The following is a 15,438-nucleotide window of genomic DNA, read 5'->3' as shown; positions in this document are numbered from 1 at the left end:
GGCAGCCAATACTTGGCTGCCCTTTTGGCCTCACTCACTATGGAGCGTGAGCTGTTGGATTTTAGCTTTGAATAAGCTATCTAACTTAGGATAATCGCAATTTTGCCGCATCAGACTAAAGTGTAGTTGATTGATTTTTAAGTCAATCTCGAGCTCACTCCTTAGATAAAAATACTCTCGTATATTGTCTCGAATGCGATCATTATAGGTAAACTCTGTGCAATAAAGCTCATCATTTTCTCCCTTAGCCAAACATTCACAGGTCTTTACGGATACTGCTTCTAAGCGCAATTGACTAAAAATACCTAACTGATGAAGCTGAAGGTCCAAAACCTCTGATTGTAAGATGTATTCTGGCTTGGTATTTTTTCGAAAATCAACTTCTTGAAGGACATAGATTGTCCCCAAAATGCCAAAAGCTAAGGCAAAAAGGACAACAAATACGGACAAAAAGGGAGGCTTTTTTTCCATGAGCTTAATTATTTTTTCTACCGCTACTTTTTTAAAAGTGTATATACTATAGGAAAGTACTCCTAGAGCCAATGTATACTCATCAGCGCAAAATTTTATTTCTTAACAGAACTTTGCTGTTCTTCTCGCTCTATTGTCCCTACCAAATTTGAAATTTGCGCCCGCCGAACGCTATTGGTATAGGTCATGATTCTGAAGTATTTAGGGTCCTTATAATCCACTTCCCATTGCCCATATGCCTCTTCCGTTTCTTCTAGCGTCTCAAGCATACTCTTATTGTTTTGGACCAAGGGCAACTGAATGATTAAAGGCATTCGGTCATCAATTTTGCGCTGTAATTCAAAAAGCAAAGAAAAGTCTTTAACAGTTCCCTCTTTAGCGCGCTTAACATATTTGAAAACGAGGTCCATTTCCATAATCGTCTTACGCAAACTTTCGGCTAAACTTTCTTTATCATCGAGCCATTTTTTAGCCATTTCTAGGCTCTGTTCGTGGGCATTGGTCTCTACTTTTGGAGGAGTAGTTTTGAGCCTGCTGACGATTATCGCTTCTCTGACGACAAATACGCCAAATACAAGGCCTAGAACTATGGCAAAAGTTTTTATCGATTTTTTCATTTCTGTTTGTTTTTTGGGGCCCGCGGCCGCCCCTTTGCGTGGGGCGGCCGCCGCTATGCTCTGCGGCTCGCAGGTCTGCTCGGCCCAGCGGCGCATAGCGCCACTGGTCTGGCCTTCGGCCACCGCTACGCAGCGCTGGGCCAATTGCCTCCCTGCGGTCGGCTATTTATGGCCCAACCCAATTTAAAGTTTATACTTAAAGCTTTTATTCCCCTTGATGAGTTCTATTTCTGGGCTATCTCTGGTATAGCGGTAGGTTTCCCACTTTATGGGCTCAATAACTCGGCCACCAACAGCTACTACCCCCCATTTTCCACCTTTCTGGACCAGAAAACGGCCTTTGGGCAAAATGACGACATCCTCATATTTTGGTGCCAATAAAATCCCTTTTTTCAAAGAAACGACTCCCCATTTCTCCCCATCAGCAGCAAAGAAGTACCCCTCTTTTCTAAAATCAAAGTTGGTGAAAGCAGGCGCAATGAGCTCTCGGTTTTGTGCATCAACTACCCCCCATTTTCCACCTTTTTGGACCATAAAAGTATTGCGATCAATAATATGGAGCTTGCTGTACTTTTTTGGGGGAATCAAAATCTCTTTTTCTACATTTGCTATCCCGGCCTTTCCATTTAGCTCAATAATAAAGAGCTGATGACGCAAAAAGTACTTGATTCCATCATAGGCAAAGTTAAAATACCCTTCCCCTTCATACATATAATCCTCTTTGCCCTTATAGCGGGCCATAAGCTTATAGTTATCAGGGTCAATGCCTATATCATCATAAATAGGGGCCAAAATAGTGTCTAATTTCCCTACAGAATCTAGACGCAAAAGCCCATATTTATCATTTTCCAAAACCTTTAGCCAACGCAAGGGCAAGAATGAAAAAGGCTCTAATTCCTTATACTTGCGCTCAATGACCAATTGGCCCTTATCATCAGCTACACCCCAAAGCCCATCTTTATAGACCGTAAAAAACTCATTGAAGTACTCAATGCGCTCAAAGCTGAGTCCTGGCTGCAATTGACAAGGTTCTCCATTTTGGGCCAACCAATTATACACCGACCAAAGCTGCTTATCTTCTTGGCGAACCAAAGAATATTTAGGTTCTAAATTATCATAGATATGCGCAAAACAAATTGGAATATACTCTTCTCCATGAATAGTTAAAATGCCCCATTTTTCTCCTTTGAGGACCTTAAAATAGTTGCCGTCAAACATGATTTCATCATAAATAGGGGCCAACCACTCACTACCATCCTCATTGAAGATGCCATATTTGCCCCCAACTTCGACAAATATGCGGGCGGGATCTAGTTTGTAGCGATAATTAACTTTATCATATTTAGGGGGAATCCAAGGGCTGAGGTCCTTATTCAATAGTCCCCATTTTCCATTTTTCTGGATTTCATAATAGCGCAAATCTTGTTCTAGGCGAAACTGATATTTAATGCTATCATAGGCGGCGGGACTAAGGATTTCGCCTGTTTCTCGCTCATAAAAGCCCCAAAGGGTTTTTTCACCTAATTTGACTTTGTAAATATTGTCCATCAAAAAGCTGCTGTCTGGCCGCTGAGCTGCTAAAGGCCCAAAAAATAAAAGGCCAAGACAACAGATAAAAAAGAATCGAATCATAAGAAAGTATTTAAGTAGCTAGACTGAAGTTCAGGATGAAGGCCAAGCCCTATTGGCCCAGCGCTGCGGAGGGGTGGCCAAAGGCCAGACCAAGGCGGCAAAGCCGCCGAAGGGCCGAGCGAACAGCGAGCCCCGCAGCATAGCGGCGGCCGACCGAGGCGAAGCCGAGCCGGCCGCGGGCCCCAAAAAAGAAAAAACTAGATGCTTTGCCAAAATGCTTCTTGGCGCAATTGTTCTGGAATTTTAGGCGCAGGATGCAAGCGAATAGACTGCCCATTTTCCCAATAAACATCTTCTGCCGCTTCCATCAAGTTTTGCCCCTCCAATTGGGCCAAGGCTGCCCAAAGGGCCAAGGCGCCCGCTCGAAAAGTTTGCTCAATATGGGCTTTTTCACTCTTTTTTTCCCAATCTGTAGCAAAAATGCCTTGGGCCAAAATGGGGCCTGCATCAACTTGGGCTTCGACCAAATGCGCACTAGCTCCAAAAAAAGGCAAGTTTTGCTTTTTTGCCGCTTTTAAAGGAGCCAAACCAATTAGTCCAGCAAAAGCAGGCAAAAGCGAATAATGCAAATTGACCCAATGCGCCTGCGCAAATTGGGCCAGGGTTTGGGCATCAATAATTTTGTGAATATTGGTAATAATCAGATCAGCTTGCAATTGGGCCAAATGCCACCGCAAATCCTCTGCTTGGCTTTGCCGATAGCTAATTTGTTGGGCAAAAATGCCTTTTTGTTGGGCCCAACTCAGGGCGGGACAAGCCCGATCGGCTAAGACGCCAACTAGCTCGCCCTCTAAAAGCCCCAGCGCTAAAAGCTGAGCCAAGACGCGAAGGTTTCCTCCTCCGCCCGAAACCAAAAAAACATAGCGCCTAGTCTTCATTTTGCGTATCATTTTCTGGCGCACGCAGCCAAAAATTGGGCCTTCGACTACTGCGCTGGTTAATTCTGTGAATGTATTCGCCCAAAATTCCAATGCCCAAAAGAACCAAACTCAGCCCAAACCCCAACATAATGACCAAACTGCTGTAGCCTGGAATAATATCATTGAGGATCAGTTTTCGGAGCAAAATATAGAGCGAATAAACCGAAGAGAGTATAAATATAATGATCGAAATGCCCGAAAGTAAGCGGACGGGCAGGTCCGAAAAAGTAATTAAAATATTGATACTATGATTGAGCAATTTGCGCAAAGTATAGCCACTTTCTCCCGCCTGCCGTGCCTGATGACGCACCCGCACACTGCCCACCTGCTGGGTAATCCAGCTCAGATAACCATCCAAAAAAGTATAAGAATTGTTCATCTGTAAACAAGCTTTGGCCATCTCGCTGCGAACCAATCGGAAAGGGCTATAATGCGGATGTAATTCGGGAATAGCCAAGCTCAAACTGCGTTGCATCAACCAAGAGGTCAGATTCCGAAAACCATTGTGCTGCCGCTCCTCAAAATAACCATAAACTAAATCGAAATTGCCCTTTTTTTGCTCGGCAATAAGCAGCGAAATATCGGCTGGCCGCTGCTGCAAATCCTCATCCATCGTAATGATCCAAGGCGCCCGAACTTGGGCAAAACCACAGATAATCGCATTGTGCTGGCCAAAATTTCGGCTCAACTGAAAGGGCCGAACACGAGCATCCTGAGCCGCCAATTCTTGCATGACCGCCCATGAATTATCGGGCCCATAATCATGGACCAAAATGAGCTCAAAACTCAAGCCCGCTCCCTCAAAAAAAGCCTTAATTTCTCCATAAAGCAGGGGCAAACTCTCTTCGCCTCGATAAACGGGCACAACAACAGCATAGGCTAAAGATGACATGGGCAGGTGATTAAGTTAGGATATTTTGGGGCTGCCCCTCGCTTCGCTCGGGTCGGGCTGTCTCGCAGCTCGCTGATCGCTCGGCCCTTCAGCGCTAAAGCGCTTCGGTCTGGCCTTCGGCCACTGCTGCCCATCCCTCAGCCTGCGGGCGCTTCGCGCCCTGTAGGGCGTGTTAAATGGACCGAAAAAAATGTTTGGCAGCTGGCCCCAAATGAAAAAAAAGATCTAGAATACTGACGGCATCAGTAAAGGGAGGATAGAGTTGCTCGTAAGTAGGGTAGGGGCCATAATTCAAATACTCCAACTGAATATTAGCCGCCTGAAAAGCAGCTTCATTGATATAAGCTTTGGCTGCTGGACCAGACAAATAATGTTGGGCCTCAATTTTCTGCAAAAGCTCAATCAATCGCAAACTAGGGTCCTGCTCTTGCAAATCAAAATCAACACTTTCTAAAACCGTTGTCTGAATATCCAGCTCCTGCAGTACCCAAAGAATAAACCGCTTATTGATTTGAGAAAGGAAGTTGCTTTCCTCTTCCAAATAAAGCGCCTTAATTTTTGGGGCATAGATTTTGAAAAAGGGAGCCTTCGCATAATGGGTCTGCCAGCTATTCCAATGCTTTTTGGCCCAATTGGCCTGAGCAATTTCCGTATCGGCAATGCGCTGTTGCAAACTCTTTTGGCGAACGGGGATGCTTAACCACTGCAATCCTTGGGCTGTTTTTATACGATTTCGATTGCGCCAATCGTTTTTGGTGTATTGGACACAATCATAAAGTACAAAAACATCGGCCTGGGCAATGGCCTCAAAGTATCCCTTCCAGGGAATATAATTGGATTGACAAATAAAAGCCTTGCGCATGCCTAATCAATTTCTGCCAAAAGGTCCAAGGTCCAAGCCTCTGGCTTAGCCGCAAAACGCTTTTTGGTTTCTGGCCAAACCTGTCCAAAAAGCGCCGATTTTCTGTAACGATCAAGATCTTCAGGCCCATTCCAATAACTATAAGAGAAAATAATATTTGGCTGATCTTTTCCTCTAAGGATCTGCAATTTTTGACAGCCTTTAAAATGGCGAATTTGCTCTTTAAAGGGCTGGAAAAAAGCCAAAAAATTAGCGGTTTCCTCTGGCTGGAAAGTCATTTTGACAATGCGAATGATCATATTTTATAATTTTAATACAATGGCTAAAAGTATAGTTTTTAAGGGCTTTTTAGGAGATTTTTAGTTGAGGAATCGCCAAAATAGTCGTACTTTTAAAAAGTTCCCATTCCCAGCGTTTTTATGTAGTTCCCCCACAAATAGTGAACATAGCAACTAGACACTGAATATTAGATATTATGACGGTTAAAGATAGGAGTTTAACAACGGCCTTGAAAAAATATTTTGGATTTGAACAATTCAAAGGCCAGCAAGAGGAGATTATTCAAAGTATTCTCAGTGGACAAGATACTTTTGTGATTATGCCTACAGGCGGAGGAAAGTCACTTTGTTACCAATTACCCGCCCTACTTTCTGAAGGGACCGCAATTGTTGTCTCTCCACTCATTGCCCTAATGAAAAACCAAGTGGATGCCGTCCGTTCTTATGCAGAATCGGACCAAGTCGCCCACTTCCTCAACTCTTCATTGAGTAGAGCTAAGGTAAAAGAAGTGAAGCAAGATATCATTTCTGGCGCTACCAAATTGCTCTATATCGCCCCAGAAACGCTAACCAAAGACGAAACACTTAAGTTTTTATCTCAGATTCAAGTCTCTTTTGTAGCTGTAGATGAGGCACACTGTATCTCGGAATGGGGACATGATTTCCGCCCAGAATACCGCCGAATCCGCTCTATGATTGAAAACTTGGAACAAGATATCCCAATTATTGCCCTAACAGCTACCGCAACCCCAAAGGTGCGAATGGATATCGTTAAAACCCTACGCCTAGAGGAACCCAAAGAATTTATGGCTTCCTTCAACCGGGATAACCTCTTTTATGAGGTGCAACCCAAGGGCAAAAAAGAAGATGTCCTCCGCCGAATTGTACAGTTTATTAAAGATAAAGCTCCTAATGAATCAGGCATTATCTACGTGCAAAACCGCAAAACAACCGAGGAGGTGGCCAAGGTGCTTTCTGTCAATGATATTAAAGCGGCTCCTTATCATGCTGGACTAGAAGCAAAACTCCGAAGCGATACTCAAGATGCTTTCTTGATGGAAAAAGTAGATGTGATTGTTGCTACTATTGCCTTTGGGATGGGGATCGATAAACCCGATGTACGCTTTGTTATCCATTTCGATATTCCCAAAAGTATCGAAAATTATTACCAAGAGACAGGCCGTGCGGGCCGCGATGGCCAACACGCTCATTGCCTCACTTTCTACTCTCATAAGGATATACTTCGCCTAGAGAAGTTTTTGCGCGATAAACCCGTGGCCGAAAGAGAAATGGGCGCGCAGCTACTGGCCGAAATGATCGCTTATGCAGAAACTACAGCTTGCCGCCGCCGTTTCTTACTCCATTATTTTGGCGAAAAGTATAAAGATGAAGTCTGCCGAAGAGATGAAATGTGTGATAATTGCAAAAGACAACATCCTACCGAAAATGCTAAAGATGCATTGTTGCTCATGCTACAAGTAGTTAAAGATCTACATGAACAGCTGCAAGCTAAAGAGCTGCTAGATTTTCTGCTAGGTGAACAAACACAATCTATTCTCGACTTTAAATACGAACAACACGAACTCTTTGGCAAAGGAAAAAATAAGGACCGCCATTACTGGAATTCTGTCCTTCGCCAAGGCTTACTCAATGATTATCTCAAAAAAGATATTGAGGATTACGGTATTCTAAGAGTTGCAGAAGCTGGACATGATTTCTTGGCCAAACCCGGCCTATTCGAAATTAGCCTCAACCATAATTTTGCCCAAGAAATGCAAGATATGGAGGAGGAAAGAGAACAAAATGCAAGCTCTACCCTAGATCCTCAACTACTCAAGATTCTCCTAGACTTACGCAAACAGGTGGCCCGCAAGAAAAATGTGCCGCCCTTTGTCGTTTTCCAAAAAGCCTCGCTAGAAGAAATGGCTACTCAATACCCCTTCACTATCGAAGAAATGAAAAATATTTCTGGGGTTTCTGAGGGCAAAGCCCGCCGCTATGGCCGTAGCTTTTTGACCACCATCAAGGATTATGTAGAAGAAAATGGCATCATTCGCCCTGTCGATTTTATTATCAAATCCGTGGCCCGAAAGTCTAAATCTAAGGTGACAATTATCCAAAGTATTGACCGAAAAATGCCCTTTGAAGATATTGCCGATAGCCTGGCCCTTCGAATGGATGAACTGCTGCAAGAACTTTACATGATTATCAATGCCGGCACCAAACTCAATATCGATTACTATATCGAGGATATCCTCGATGAAGGAGTCCAAGACGATATTGAAGATTATTTCATGCAGGCCGAAACCGATGACCTAGATACCGCCTTCGCAGAACTCAAAGAAGACGATATCTCTCTAGAAGAAATTGAGCTTTATCGCCTCAAGTTCCTCTCTGATAATGCGAACTAAATTTTTGCCCCGAGCTTTTGCTTGGGGCTTTTTTTCGTTTTGGGGCCTCCTGCCTACGGCAGGCGGTTACTCCCTTCGGTCATCGAACTGCGGCCTAAAGGCCTTGTTGTCGTTTTGGGGCTCGCTCTTCGCTCGGCCCTTCAGCCCTGCAGGCTTCGGTCTGGCCTGCGGCCACCCCTGCAGATCGCTAGGCCACTCAATCAACAGTTTTGCTTTAGTCTTTCTGCTCTGGCCCTATTTTGTTTATGGACCAAAAGAAAAGGCCACTAACTGGAAAAAGTTAGTGGCCTTTTGGCATCATATAATGGCTCTTTTTCTGCGCAGAGCAGGGCGCGAAGCGCCCGCAGGCCTAGCGATGTGAAGCAGTGGCCCGAAGGGCCAGACCTAGCCAGCTTGCTGGCGCAGGGCCGAGCAGACCTGCGAGCTGCGGAACGTAGCGCCTGCCGCAGGCAGGAGGCTCAAAAAACACTAAGTTATTGGACTAATCGGCCAACCAATTTGAATCTTTGGAGGTGTGTGGCTGAATGAGGGGCTTTTTGATCTAATTCTTGGGTTAGATCTTGTCCGGCCCATTGGCCATAATGTTGGCCAGTTCGCCAGAGGCGGCTACCGTTGAGCTCGTAGATGAGTCCTTGGTAGGCCACCCAAATTTCGTCTCGGTCTTGGCCGTTGCGTAGGGCCAATTGGCTGCGGCTAAAAAGGGGGAGATCTTGCATTAAGACTCTTCTTTTTTGGGGGCTTCATTTTCTTTTTCGGCCTGTCGTTTTTTCTCTAAGTATTTGCTGCCATCATAGAGATCATATTGCAAGAGGCGGCATTCGAGGGGGCCGTTATATAGGGGAATTCGATTTTTTGGGCGGAGTCCTACCTCCTTGGTGGCCTCTCGGTTAGAAGAGAGGATCCAGGCAGAATAGCCCGAAAAATGTTTCTTGAGGGCATCGCCAATTTGGGCATAGAGTCGGCCAATTTGGCTAGGTTTGAGGCGTTCGCCATAGGGTGGGTTGATAATCACGGCACCAGCTTCGCCTTCTTCGGGGCGTTTCAGCTTTCTGAAATCGAGATTTTCCAGTTGCATGAGGTCGGCTACGCCGGCAGCATGCGCATTTTTGAAGGCCTCAGAAATGGCAGAGCGTTTAAAGTCTGAGCCATAAATGCGGTGTTCAAAGGTTTTTTCCTCACTCATCAGCTCCATACGGGCTTGGCTCCAGAGCTCCTTATCGAAGTTTTTCCAGTGCTTGAGGCTAAAATTGGGGCGGAGCAAGTTGGGGGCTTTATTGGTAGCTAGCAGGGCGCCTTCGGTTAGAATTGTACCTGAACCGCACATAAAATCGACCAAATTACCTTGGCCGCGCCAGTCAGAAAGGAGGAGCATCCCTGCGGCAAGGACCTCATTCATGGGAGCGGCATGTCCCCCTCGGCGATAGCCGCGGCGGTGGAGTGAAGAGCCACTACTATCAATAGAGATACTACAGCGATCTTTAAAAATATGCAGGTGAATTTCGATATCTGGATTATCGCGATCAATATTGGGGCGGCTGCCCGTAAAGTCTCTAAATTGATCGGCGATAGCATCCTTGAGTTTAAGAGCGGCAAAAAGCGGGCTTTTAAACTCTGGAGCTTGGCTCACTCTTGCGCGGATGGCATAAGTGGCTTCATTATTAAACCAGCGCATCCAGTTGATTGCTTTACCTAGGGCATAGAGTTGGTCAGCATTGCGGACCTTTTCTTCGGCTAGGGGGTGCAAAATGTGCAAGGCAGTGCGCAGGCCCATATTGGCCTTATAAAGTTGGAGTGGGTTGGCTTCGAAGCGAACCGCTCTTTTTAGGGGCTGAATATTTTGGGCGCCAAGTTGGCTGAGTTCTTTGGCGAGGACATTTTCGAGGCCAAAAAAGGTAGTGGCGATATAGGCTTGCATAGGAGCAGAAGGTTTAAAACGGGCACAAAAAGACAGACCTAATGGAACCGAGCCAGTAGGTCTGCCAAATATTTGTCAAGGACCAAGATCCTAGAGATTGTTGACGTAAGAAGTCAATTTGCTCTTCAAGTTGGCCGCTTTATTTTTGTGTACTTGGTTCTTTTTAGCCAAGCGGTCGATCATAGAGACTACTTTGGGCAAGAACTTTTCAGCATCTGCTTTTTCAGTGATGCTGCGTAGACGTTTGATAGCAGAACGAGTTGTTTTCTTGTAGAAGCGGTTGTGCACGCGGCGCTTAGCTGTTTGGCGAATGCGCTTTTTTGCTGATTTGTGATTGGCCATTTTTATTGAATAATTTACGATTTGGCAATAAAAAGAGGCTGAGGGGCAATGGCCCACAGCTCAACGGATGGCAAAGGTACAATTTTTTTCAAAAAAATCTAAACCTCAGTCCTTTTTAAGAAAAAAAGAAAAAACACAGGCCGATAAGCCGAATTCTGTCGCTTTTGGCCTAAGCCTCAAGGCTTCATCATTTATCTGGGCGTTTACTCACATAAACGCTCTATCTGCCTACCCTCCAGCATTGGGCCTGCAACCCTCAAGCGCTGGTATACATGGCATTTCAACTCGCGGGGTTTATCCCAGGCTGCTGTTGCCAGTAGCCTGCCTGCGCTCTTACCTGCAGGTTTTCACCCTTACCCAAAATGGGCGGTTATTTTCTGCGACACTTTCCGTCAAAGAGCAAAGCTCTTTGCCCAGCCGTTAGCTGGCGCGATGCAGTACGTTGTTCGGACTTTCCTCAAGAAGTAGCTAAAAGCTAGGTTCTCGCGATGAAGTAGCCTGTGTTGAGCTCAAAATTAGTTAAAAAAAAATACTTTTTGATTCAATTTGGCCTAACCTTTTATAGATCGGGGCATAAAAAAACGTCAAGCATCTCGCCCTAGCTAGAACGGATGACTTGACGCTTAGTCTTTCAGTGACTTTTAGGTTGTGGAGCCTTTTAGAGTCTATGCCCGAGCATAGGCTCTTTTTTAATTTTGAGCGGTGTCGCTATCAGGGCTAGCCAAATCGGCCTGAAAAAGAATGCCCATAAGCTCTATTCGCTCGCGACTGTGCAGTTTGAAATCAACGGCAGACCATTTTTCATCGCTCTGCATGCGCAACTCAATTTTGTCATTTTCCTTGTTATAGCGCCATTCACCCTCATAACCGCCATAATTATCTCCGCCTTCCATAAAACCGCCTGGATCTAAGATTAAGAAGTTGCCTTCTTCGTCATTGCCTAGCCATTTGATGGGGTTGCCCTCTTGATCTACCATATAGGCCTTAAATTGCTGAATGTAGAGCGGTTCTTCCTTAACTTCAACAACTACTTCATCTCTAAAACTGCCCGATCGTTTGGCCGGCTGCTGAAGTAATTCTTGGCTACTCATTTTGGGGATCTCGGGCTTTGCTGTTGATTGGCAGGCCCAAAGAAGGGTCAAAAAGGCCAAAACAGCTAAAATCTGGGGGAATTTTGGTGTTGAGATCATATTACTATATGTCTTTTGTTAAACTTAATTAATTGCAAAGCTCAACAAAATTTTGACCAAAAAGCCAGTTATTTTTATAAAAAAGGATTTTTGTCTTGCTTTTGTCGCTAGTTTGGGCCCCCTGTGATGGCTATTGCAAATAAGCTCCAAATAGCCGCTTTTATTTGTACGAAAAACATTGATGATGTCAAAACAACAAGCGCTAGCCAATCGCTGGCCTATACGCATACTATTTGTTCTCTGCCTAATCTGGGCACTTAGCCCTTGGGCCAATAGCGCCGCAGCTTTGGTGGTTGGCCTTCTTTTTCGCCATTTTTTAGGCCACCCATTTTTGAGCTATAGCCAAAAGGCGGTCAAAAACTTACTCAAATTGGCAGTAGTGGGCCTCGGTTTTGGCATTTCAGCCCAAGAGGCCCTGCAAGTTGGCCAAGAGGGTTTGCTGCTTACCGTTTTTTCAATTAGTCTTACGCTTAGCCTAGCCTTTATTATTGGCCGCTTGCTCCAAATGCCTAAAGCCGAAAGCCATCTGATTGGCTCAGGCACCGCTATCTGTGGCGGAAGCGCTATCGCCGCCGTCGCCCCCGTCATTAACGCTTCTGAACAAAATATCTCGACAGCCCTTGGGGTGGTCTTTATTCTCAACTCTATTGCCTTGGTCCTTTTTCCCTTTATCGGCCAGGCACTAGAACTAAGCCAAACAGATTTTGGCCTTTGGGCCGCTATCGCCATCCATGATACGAGCTCAGTGGTCGGAGCCGCCCACAGCTATGGCGAAGAAGCCCTAAATGTCGCTACTACGGTCAAATTGGCCCGCGCACTCTGGATTATCCCCATCGCATTACTCTCCGCCTACTGGTTCAAAGGCGAACAGAAAAGTATCAAGATTCCCTATTTCATTGGCGGCTTCCTAATCGCCATTCTCATCAATAGCTACACGCCTTTTCCCGAAGCCCTTTCTAGCGGAATCAAACAAGCCGCCAAGGCCCTTTTGGTCCTCACGCTTTTTCTTATCGGCAGCAATCTCTCTCTAGAACAAATGAAAAAGGCCGGACTCAAAGCACTTAGCCTAGGTGTCGCTCTTTGGCTCATCATTTCGGTCAGTAGCCTAATTTGGATTCTTTATTTATAAGCTAATGTTTTGGGGCCTCCGCAGCGGCCTGCGGCCTTGCGGCGCTACGTTTCAGGGCTCGCTATTCGCTCGGCCCTGCGGCGCCAAAGCGCCTTGGTCTGGCCCTTTGGGCCACCCTTGCACATCGCTAGGCCTGCGGGCGCTTCGCGCCCTGCTAAGCCCAAGCCACTTTAATGCTAAAACAAACAAAAATCCCTTTAGCAAGGAACTTTCCCGAATGGCAAATCTTAAAGGCCCAAAAAGTTCCGCTAATTATTTGGTTTTTTGAAAATTAGCTGCTTATCTTTGTCTGTCTTTAAAAAGACCTCACTCAAAAGAGTGCTTTGGGCCTAACTCCCTAAGCTTTAGTTCACTAGAACGACTACTTATGAAAAAACGAGTACTTTATCGTTATAACAGGCATACGCTTTCCTACGAACAGATCAAGAAAAACTGGCTTCAACAACTGGGGCAGATGACTATGATCCTTAGTGCAACGGCCATCTACGGCTGGGGATTATGGAGCTTTGCCGCCCCTCAAACTCTACGTGATTATGTTGCAGAAAAGCAACTAATCACAGCCAAAATTGAAGAAACTAACCAGAAATTGGACCTTATGGGAGCTGCTTTAGTAGATCTCAAAGAACGGGACCAAAACTTATATAGCCCCACTCTAGACCTCAATCAAATTGATGATAGTGAATGGGAATATGGAGTAGGGGGGAGCATTAAGCAGCCCGAACTTCAACAACTCCAAGATGGAGCGGCCCTAGTAGAAATGGCCGAGAAAATGCAGAAAATCCGTCACCAAATGTCTATGGTGGCCGCCTCTCAAGATAAATTATTGACCAAAACCAGCAAGGCCGAAAAGCGCATGCGCGCTATTCCCGCAATCCGGCCGCTTTTGCGCCTAGAGCGCCCACTTCACCTCTCTTCAGGTTTTGGTATGCGTAGAAATCCTTTTAACAAGTCCGTTTGGCAAATGCACCCTGGTATTGACTTAGGAGCCCCTATGGGAGCGCCTATCTTTGCTACTGGCGATGGTACCGTGGTTCGTGTAGAACATAAACGCAGCGGATACGGCTTTAATGTGGTTATCGATCACGGCTATGGCTATAAAACGCTTTATGGTCATATGTGCTTGATTGATGCCAAGGTAGGCGAAAAAGTACAACGTGGAGAAATTATTGGCTATGTGGGAAGCACAGGCTATTCTACTTCTCCTCACGTTCACTATGAGGTATTTATCAATAATAAGCGAGTAGATCCCAAACCCTACATCGCAGATATGACCACGGAGCAAATCAAAACGATTGCAAAGTCTGTAGATCCTGAGGTCAGCTTTTCTTATAAGCGCCGCCGTTCGCGCCGCTAAACAGAAAGCACAATAAGCTAAGATTATCAAATAGAGCGATATGTGGTCCTTTTGGGGTGCTGCATATCGCTTTTTTATAGGAAAATTGTGGAAGAGGAAGGAGCAAAAAATAAATTGGGTTTAGCAGCGGCTGTAGCCGTTATTGCTGCCTGTATGATTGGCACTGGGGTCTTTACGAGCTTGGGCTATCAAGTGATTGGGATCAAATCTACCTTTGCGGTGGTGGTCCTTTGGTTGGTGGGCGGCCTAGTGGCGCTTTGTGGTGCCTTGGTGTATGGAGAACTAGCAGTTCGCTTACCAGGTTCTGGTGGAGAATACAACTACTTGAGCAAGATTTATCATCCTGGCTTGGGCTTTTTGTCGGGTTGGACCTCGGCGACAATTGGCTTTGCGGCTCCGATTGCTGCTTCTTCTATGGCCTTTAGCAAATACTTTTCTTGGGCTCTGCCTAGCTATTTTGAAGGCATGAGCGAAGAGGAGTTGGAAACGGCACAAGTGGTAGTGGCCATGGTTTTGGTCCTTTTGGCGGCCTTGGTCAACTTTATGAAATTATCTTGGTCCTCTTTGATACAGAGTGGAACCACCTATCTCAATCTCTTCCTCATTGTGGTCTTGATTGTCTGCGGCTTTTTTATAGCTGGAGATACGAGCCATTTTTCCTTTAGTATGGAGGCGGTAGATTTTGAGGCGATTGCTAGCCATAGTTTTGCCGTTTCCCTAATCTATGTCTCTTATGCCTTTTCGGGTTGGAATGCTGTAACTTATGTGGCAGGAGAAGTAAAATCGGCCAATAAAAATGTGCCTCGATCTTTGATTTTATCCGTCGTTTTGGTGGCCACGCTTTATGTTTTGCTCAATTTTGTATTTTTGTACCGAGTGCCAATGGCGGAGCTAGAAGGGCAGAATGAAGTGGGGGCAATTGCCGCCCAAGCCATCTTTGGCGATTTGGGTGGGCAGTTGATTTCGGCCATGATTTGTTTGGGCCTTTTAGCCTCTGTTTTGGGGATGACCTTAGCGGGCCCCAGAGTGAGCCAGCAAATGGGCCAAGATCTAAAAGGCTTGCGTTTTTGGGCCATTAGCAATAAAGCGGGAGCGCCTTATATGGCCGTAATTATTCAGTCTGTAATTGCCCTAGCTCTTATTTATACGGCTAGCTTTGATGCGGTGATTCGTTATGTGGGCTTTACCTTGGCCCTCTTTACCTGTTTAACTGTTTTGGGCCTTTTTGTGCTTAGAGTTCGGCAGCCAGAGAGTAAGGGGTATCGCTTGCCGCTTTATCCTTTGCCTGCAATAATTTTCATTTTGCTAGAGCTTTGGATGCTCGTTTATACGATGATCGATCATCCTAAAGAGTCTTTTGCGGGTTTGGGGACGCTAGCTGTTGGTCTAGTTGTTTATTTTGTGGCCAAGGGTCGAAAATAAGGC

At 45.5% G+C, this 15,438-nt stretch carries 15 protein-coding genes and 1 other RNA gene; 4 read left to right on the top strand and 12 right to left on the bottom strand.

Annotated elements, in window-relative coordinates; translation table 11 throughout:
• Window positions 1-30 precede the first annotated feature (30 nt).
• From PPO43_RS05760 to PPO43_RS05730, 7 genes are all read right to left on the bottom strand, one after another.
• Complete coding sequence (locus PPO43_RS05760) at window positions 31-471, bottom strand: hypothetical protein (RefSeq protein WP_272620861.1); 441 nt, start codon at window positions 469-471, stop codon at window positions 31-33.
• A 95-nt stretch (window positions 472-566) separates the two neighbouring features.
• Window positions 567-1,088, bottom strand: coding sequence for a hypothetical protein (locus PPO43_RS05755; protein WP_272620860.1), 522 nt, complete (start codon window positions 1,086-1,088; stop codon window positions 567-569).
• A gap of 183 nt (window positions 1,089-1,271) precedes the next feature.
• Complete coding sequence (locus PPO43_RS05750) at window positions 1,272-2,720, bottom strand: WG repeat-containing protein (protein WP_272620859.1); 1,449 nt, start codon at window positions 2,718-2,720, stop codon at window positions 1,272-1,274.
• Between the two features lie 197 nt (window positions 2,721-2,917).
• Window positions 2,918-3,598 carry a formyltransferase family protein gene (locus PPO43_RS05745; protein ID WP_272620858.1) on the bottom strand — a complete coding sequence of 227 codons (681 nt, stop codon included), beginning with the start codon at window positions 3,596-3,598 and terminating at the stop codon, window positions 2,918-2,920.
• Window positions 3,588-4,532, bottom strand: a complete 945-nt coding sequence (locus PPO43_RS05740; RefSeq protein WP_272620857.1) for a glycosyltransferase family 2 protein — start codon at window positions 4,530-4,532, stop codon at window positions 3,588-3,590. Before PPO43_RS05740 ends, PPO43_RS05745 begins: the two co-directional genes overlap by 11 nt.
• A 172-nt stretch (window positions 4,533-4,704) precedes the next feature.
• A complete protein-coding gene (locus tag PPO43_RS05735) occupies window positions 4,705-5,394 on the bottom strand; it encodes a WbqC family protein (RefSeq protein ID WP_272620856.1) in 690 nt (229 codons plus the stop codon).
• A gap of 2 nt (window positions 5,395-5,396) precedes the next feature.
• Window positions 5,397-5,693, bottom strand: a complete 297-nt coding sequence (locus PPO43_RS05730; protein ID WP_272620855.1) for a putative quinol monooxygenase — start codon at window positions 5,691-5,693, stop codon at window positions 5,397-5,399.
• A 176-nt stretch (window positions 5,694-5,869) separates the two neighbouring features.
• On the opposite strand from PPO43_RS05730, the gene recQ reads away from it, so the two are divergent.
• Complete coding sequence (recQ, locus tag PPO43_RS05725; protein WP_272620854.1) at window positions 5,870-8,083, top strand: DNA helicase RecQ; 2,214 nt, start codon at window positions 5,870-5,872, stop codon at window positions 8,081-8,083.
• A 473-nt stretch (window positions 8,084-8,556) separates the two neighbouring features.
• On the opposite strand, the gene PPO43_RS05720 is transcribed toward recQ, so the two are convergent.
• From PPO43_RS05720 to PPO43_RS05700, 5 genes are all read right to left on the bottom strand, one after another.
• A complete protein-coding gene (locus PPO43_RS05720; protein WP_272620853.1) occupies window positions 8,557-8,799 on the bottom strand; it encodes a cytochrome b5 domain-containing protein in 243 nt (80 codons plus the stop codon).
• Window positions 8,799-9,998: a THUMP domain-containing class I SAM-dependent RNA methyltransferase gene (locus PPO43_RS05715; RefSeq protein ID WP_272620851.1), complete on the bottom strand. Its 1,200-nt coding sequence runs from the start codon at window positions 9,996-9,998 to the stop codon at window positions 8,799-8,801. The genes PPO43_RS05720 and PPO43_RS05715 overlap by 1 nt, the downstream gene beginning before the upstream one ends.
• 90 nt (window positions 9,999-10,088) lie before the next feature.
• The gene (rpsT, locus tag PPO43_RS05710) at window positions 10,089-10,340 is read right to left on the bottom strand and encodes a 30S ribosomal protein S20 (protein ID WP_272620850.1); all 252 of its coding nucleotides are present in this window, start codon (window positions 10,338-10,340) and stop codon (window positions 10,089-10,091) included.
• Window positions 10,341-10,468: 128 nt separating this feature from the next.
• Window positions 10,469-10,845, bottom strand: an RNA gene (gene rnpB / locus PPO43_RS05705) — RNase P RNA component class A.
• 184 nt (window positions 10,846-11,029) lie between these two features.
• On the bottom strand, window positions 11,030-11,530 hold the full coding sequence (locus PPO43_RS05700; RefSeq protein ID WP_272620849.1) for a hypothetical protein: 501 nt from the start codon (window positions 11,528-11,530) through the stop codon (window positions 11,030-11,032).
• Window positions 11,531-11,714: 184 nt separating this feature from the next.
• On the opposite strand from PPO43_RS05700, the gene PPO43_RS05695 reads away from it, so the two are divergent.
• The 3 genes from PPO43_RS05695 to PPO43_RS05685 all read left to right on the top strand — a co-directional run bounded on the left by PPO43_RS05695 (window position 11,715) and on the right by PPO43_RS05685 (window position 15,435).
• Window positions 11,715-12,659: a YeiH family protein gene (locus PPO43_RS05695; RefSeq protein WP_442985441.1), complete on the top strand. Its 945-nt coding sequence runs from the start codon at window positions 11,715-11,717 to the stop codon at window positions 12,657-12,659.
• A 367-nt stretch (window positions 12,660-13,026) separates the two neighbouring features.
• Complete coding sequence (locus PPO43_RS05690) at window positions 13,027-14,013, top strand: M23 family metallopeptidase (protein ID WP_272620847.1); 987 nt, start codon at window positions 13,027-13,029, stop codon at window positions 14,011-14,013.
• Window positions 14,014-14,100: 87 nt separating this feature from the next.
• A complete protein-coding gene (locus tag PPO43_RS05685) occupies window positions 14,101-15,435 on the top strand; it encodes an APC family permease (RefSeq protein WP_272620846.1) in 1,335 nt (444 codons plus the stop codon).
• Window positions 15,436-15,438 lie beyond the last annotated feature (3 nt).

The organism is Saprospira sp. CCB-QB6 (genome assembly GCF_028464065.1).
In the GTDB taxonomy this organism is placed as follows: domain Bacteria; phylum Bacteroidota; class Bacteroidia; order Chitinophagales; family Saprospiraceae; genus Saprospira.
The sequence above is the reverse complement of the archived record's forward strand: the minus strand, read 5'-3'. Positions and strand labels throughout refer to the sequence as shown.

Excerpts from the sequence above, each read along its gene's own strand:
- PPO43_RS05745 (WP_272620858.1), bottom strand. The coding sequence starts at position 3,598 with ATGAAGACTAGGCGCTATGTTTTTTTGGTTTCGGGCGGAGGAGGAAAC.
- PPO43_RS05695 (WP_442985441.1), top strand. The coding sequence starts at position 11,715 with ATGTCAAAACAACAAGCGCTAGCCAATCGCTGGCCTATACGCATACTA.
- PPO43_RS05720 (WP_272620853.1), bottom strand. The coding sequence starts at position 8,799 with ATGCAAGATCTCCCCCTTTTTAGCCGCAGCCAATTGGCCCTACGCAAC.
- PPO43_RS05740 (WP_272620857.1), bottom strand. The coding sequence starts at position 4,532 with ATGTCATCTTTAGCCTATGCTGTTGTTGTGCCCGTTTATCGAGGCGAA.
- recQ (WP_272620854.1), top strand. The coding sequence starts at position 5,870 with ATGACGGTTAAAGATAGGAGTTTAACAACGGCCTTGAAAAAATATTTT.
- PPO43_RS05735 (WP_272620856.1), bottom strand. The coding sequence starts at position 5,394 with ATGCGCAAGGCTTTTATTTGTCAATCCAATTATATTCCCTGGAAGGGA.
- PPO43_RS05760 (WP_272620861.1), bottom strand. The coding sequence starts at position 471 with ATGGAAAAAAAGCCTCCCTTTTTGTCCGTATTTGTTGTCCTTTTTGCC.
- PPO43_RS05690 (WP_272620847.1), top strand. The coding sequence starts at position 13,027 with ATGAAAAAACGAGTACTTTATCGTTATAACAGGCATACGCTTTCCTAC.
- PPO43_RS05715 (WP_272620851.1), bottom strand. The coding sequence starts at position 9,998 with ATGCAAGCCTATATCGCCACTACCTTTTTTGGCCTCGAAAATGTCCTC.
- PPO43_RS05700 (WP_272620849.1), bottom strand. The coding sequence starts at position 11,530 with ATGATCTCAACACCAAAATTCCCCCAGATTTTAGCTGTTTTGGCCTTT.
- PPO43_RS05750 (WP_272620859.1), bottom strand. The coding sequence starts at position 2,720 with ATGATTCGATTCTTTTTTATCTGTTGTCTTGGCCTTTTATTTTTTGGG.
- rpsT (WP_272620850.1), bottom strand. The coding sequence starts at position 10,340 with ATGGCCAATCACAAATCAGCAAAAAAGCGCATTCGCCAAACAGCTAAG.
- PPO43_RS05730 (WP_272620855.1), bottom strand. The coding sequence starts at position 5,693 with ATGATCATTCGCATTGTCAAAATGACTTTCCAGCCAGAGGAAACCGCT.
- PPO43_RS05755 (WP_272620860.1), bottom strand. The coding sequence starts at position 1,088 with ATGAAAAAATCGATAAAAACTTTTGCCATAGTTCTAGGCCTTGTATTT.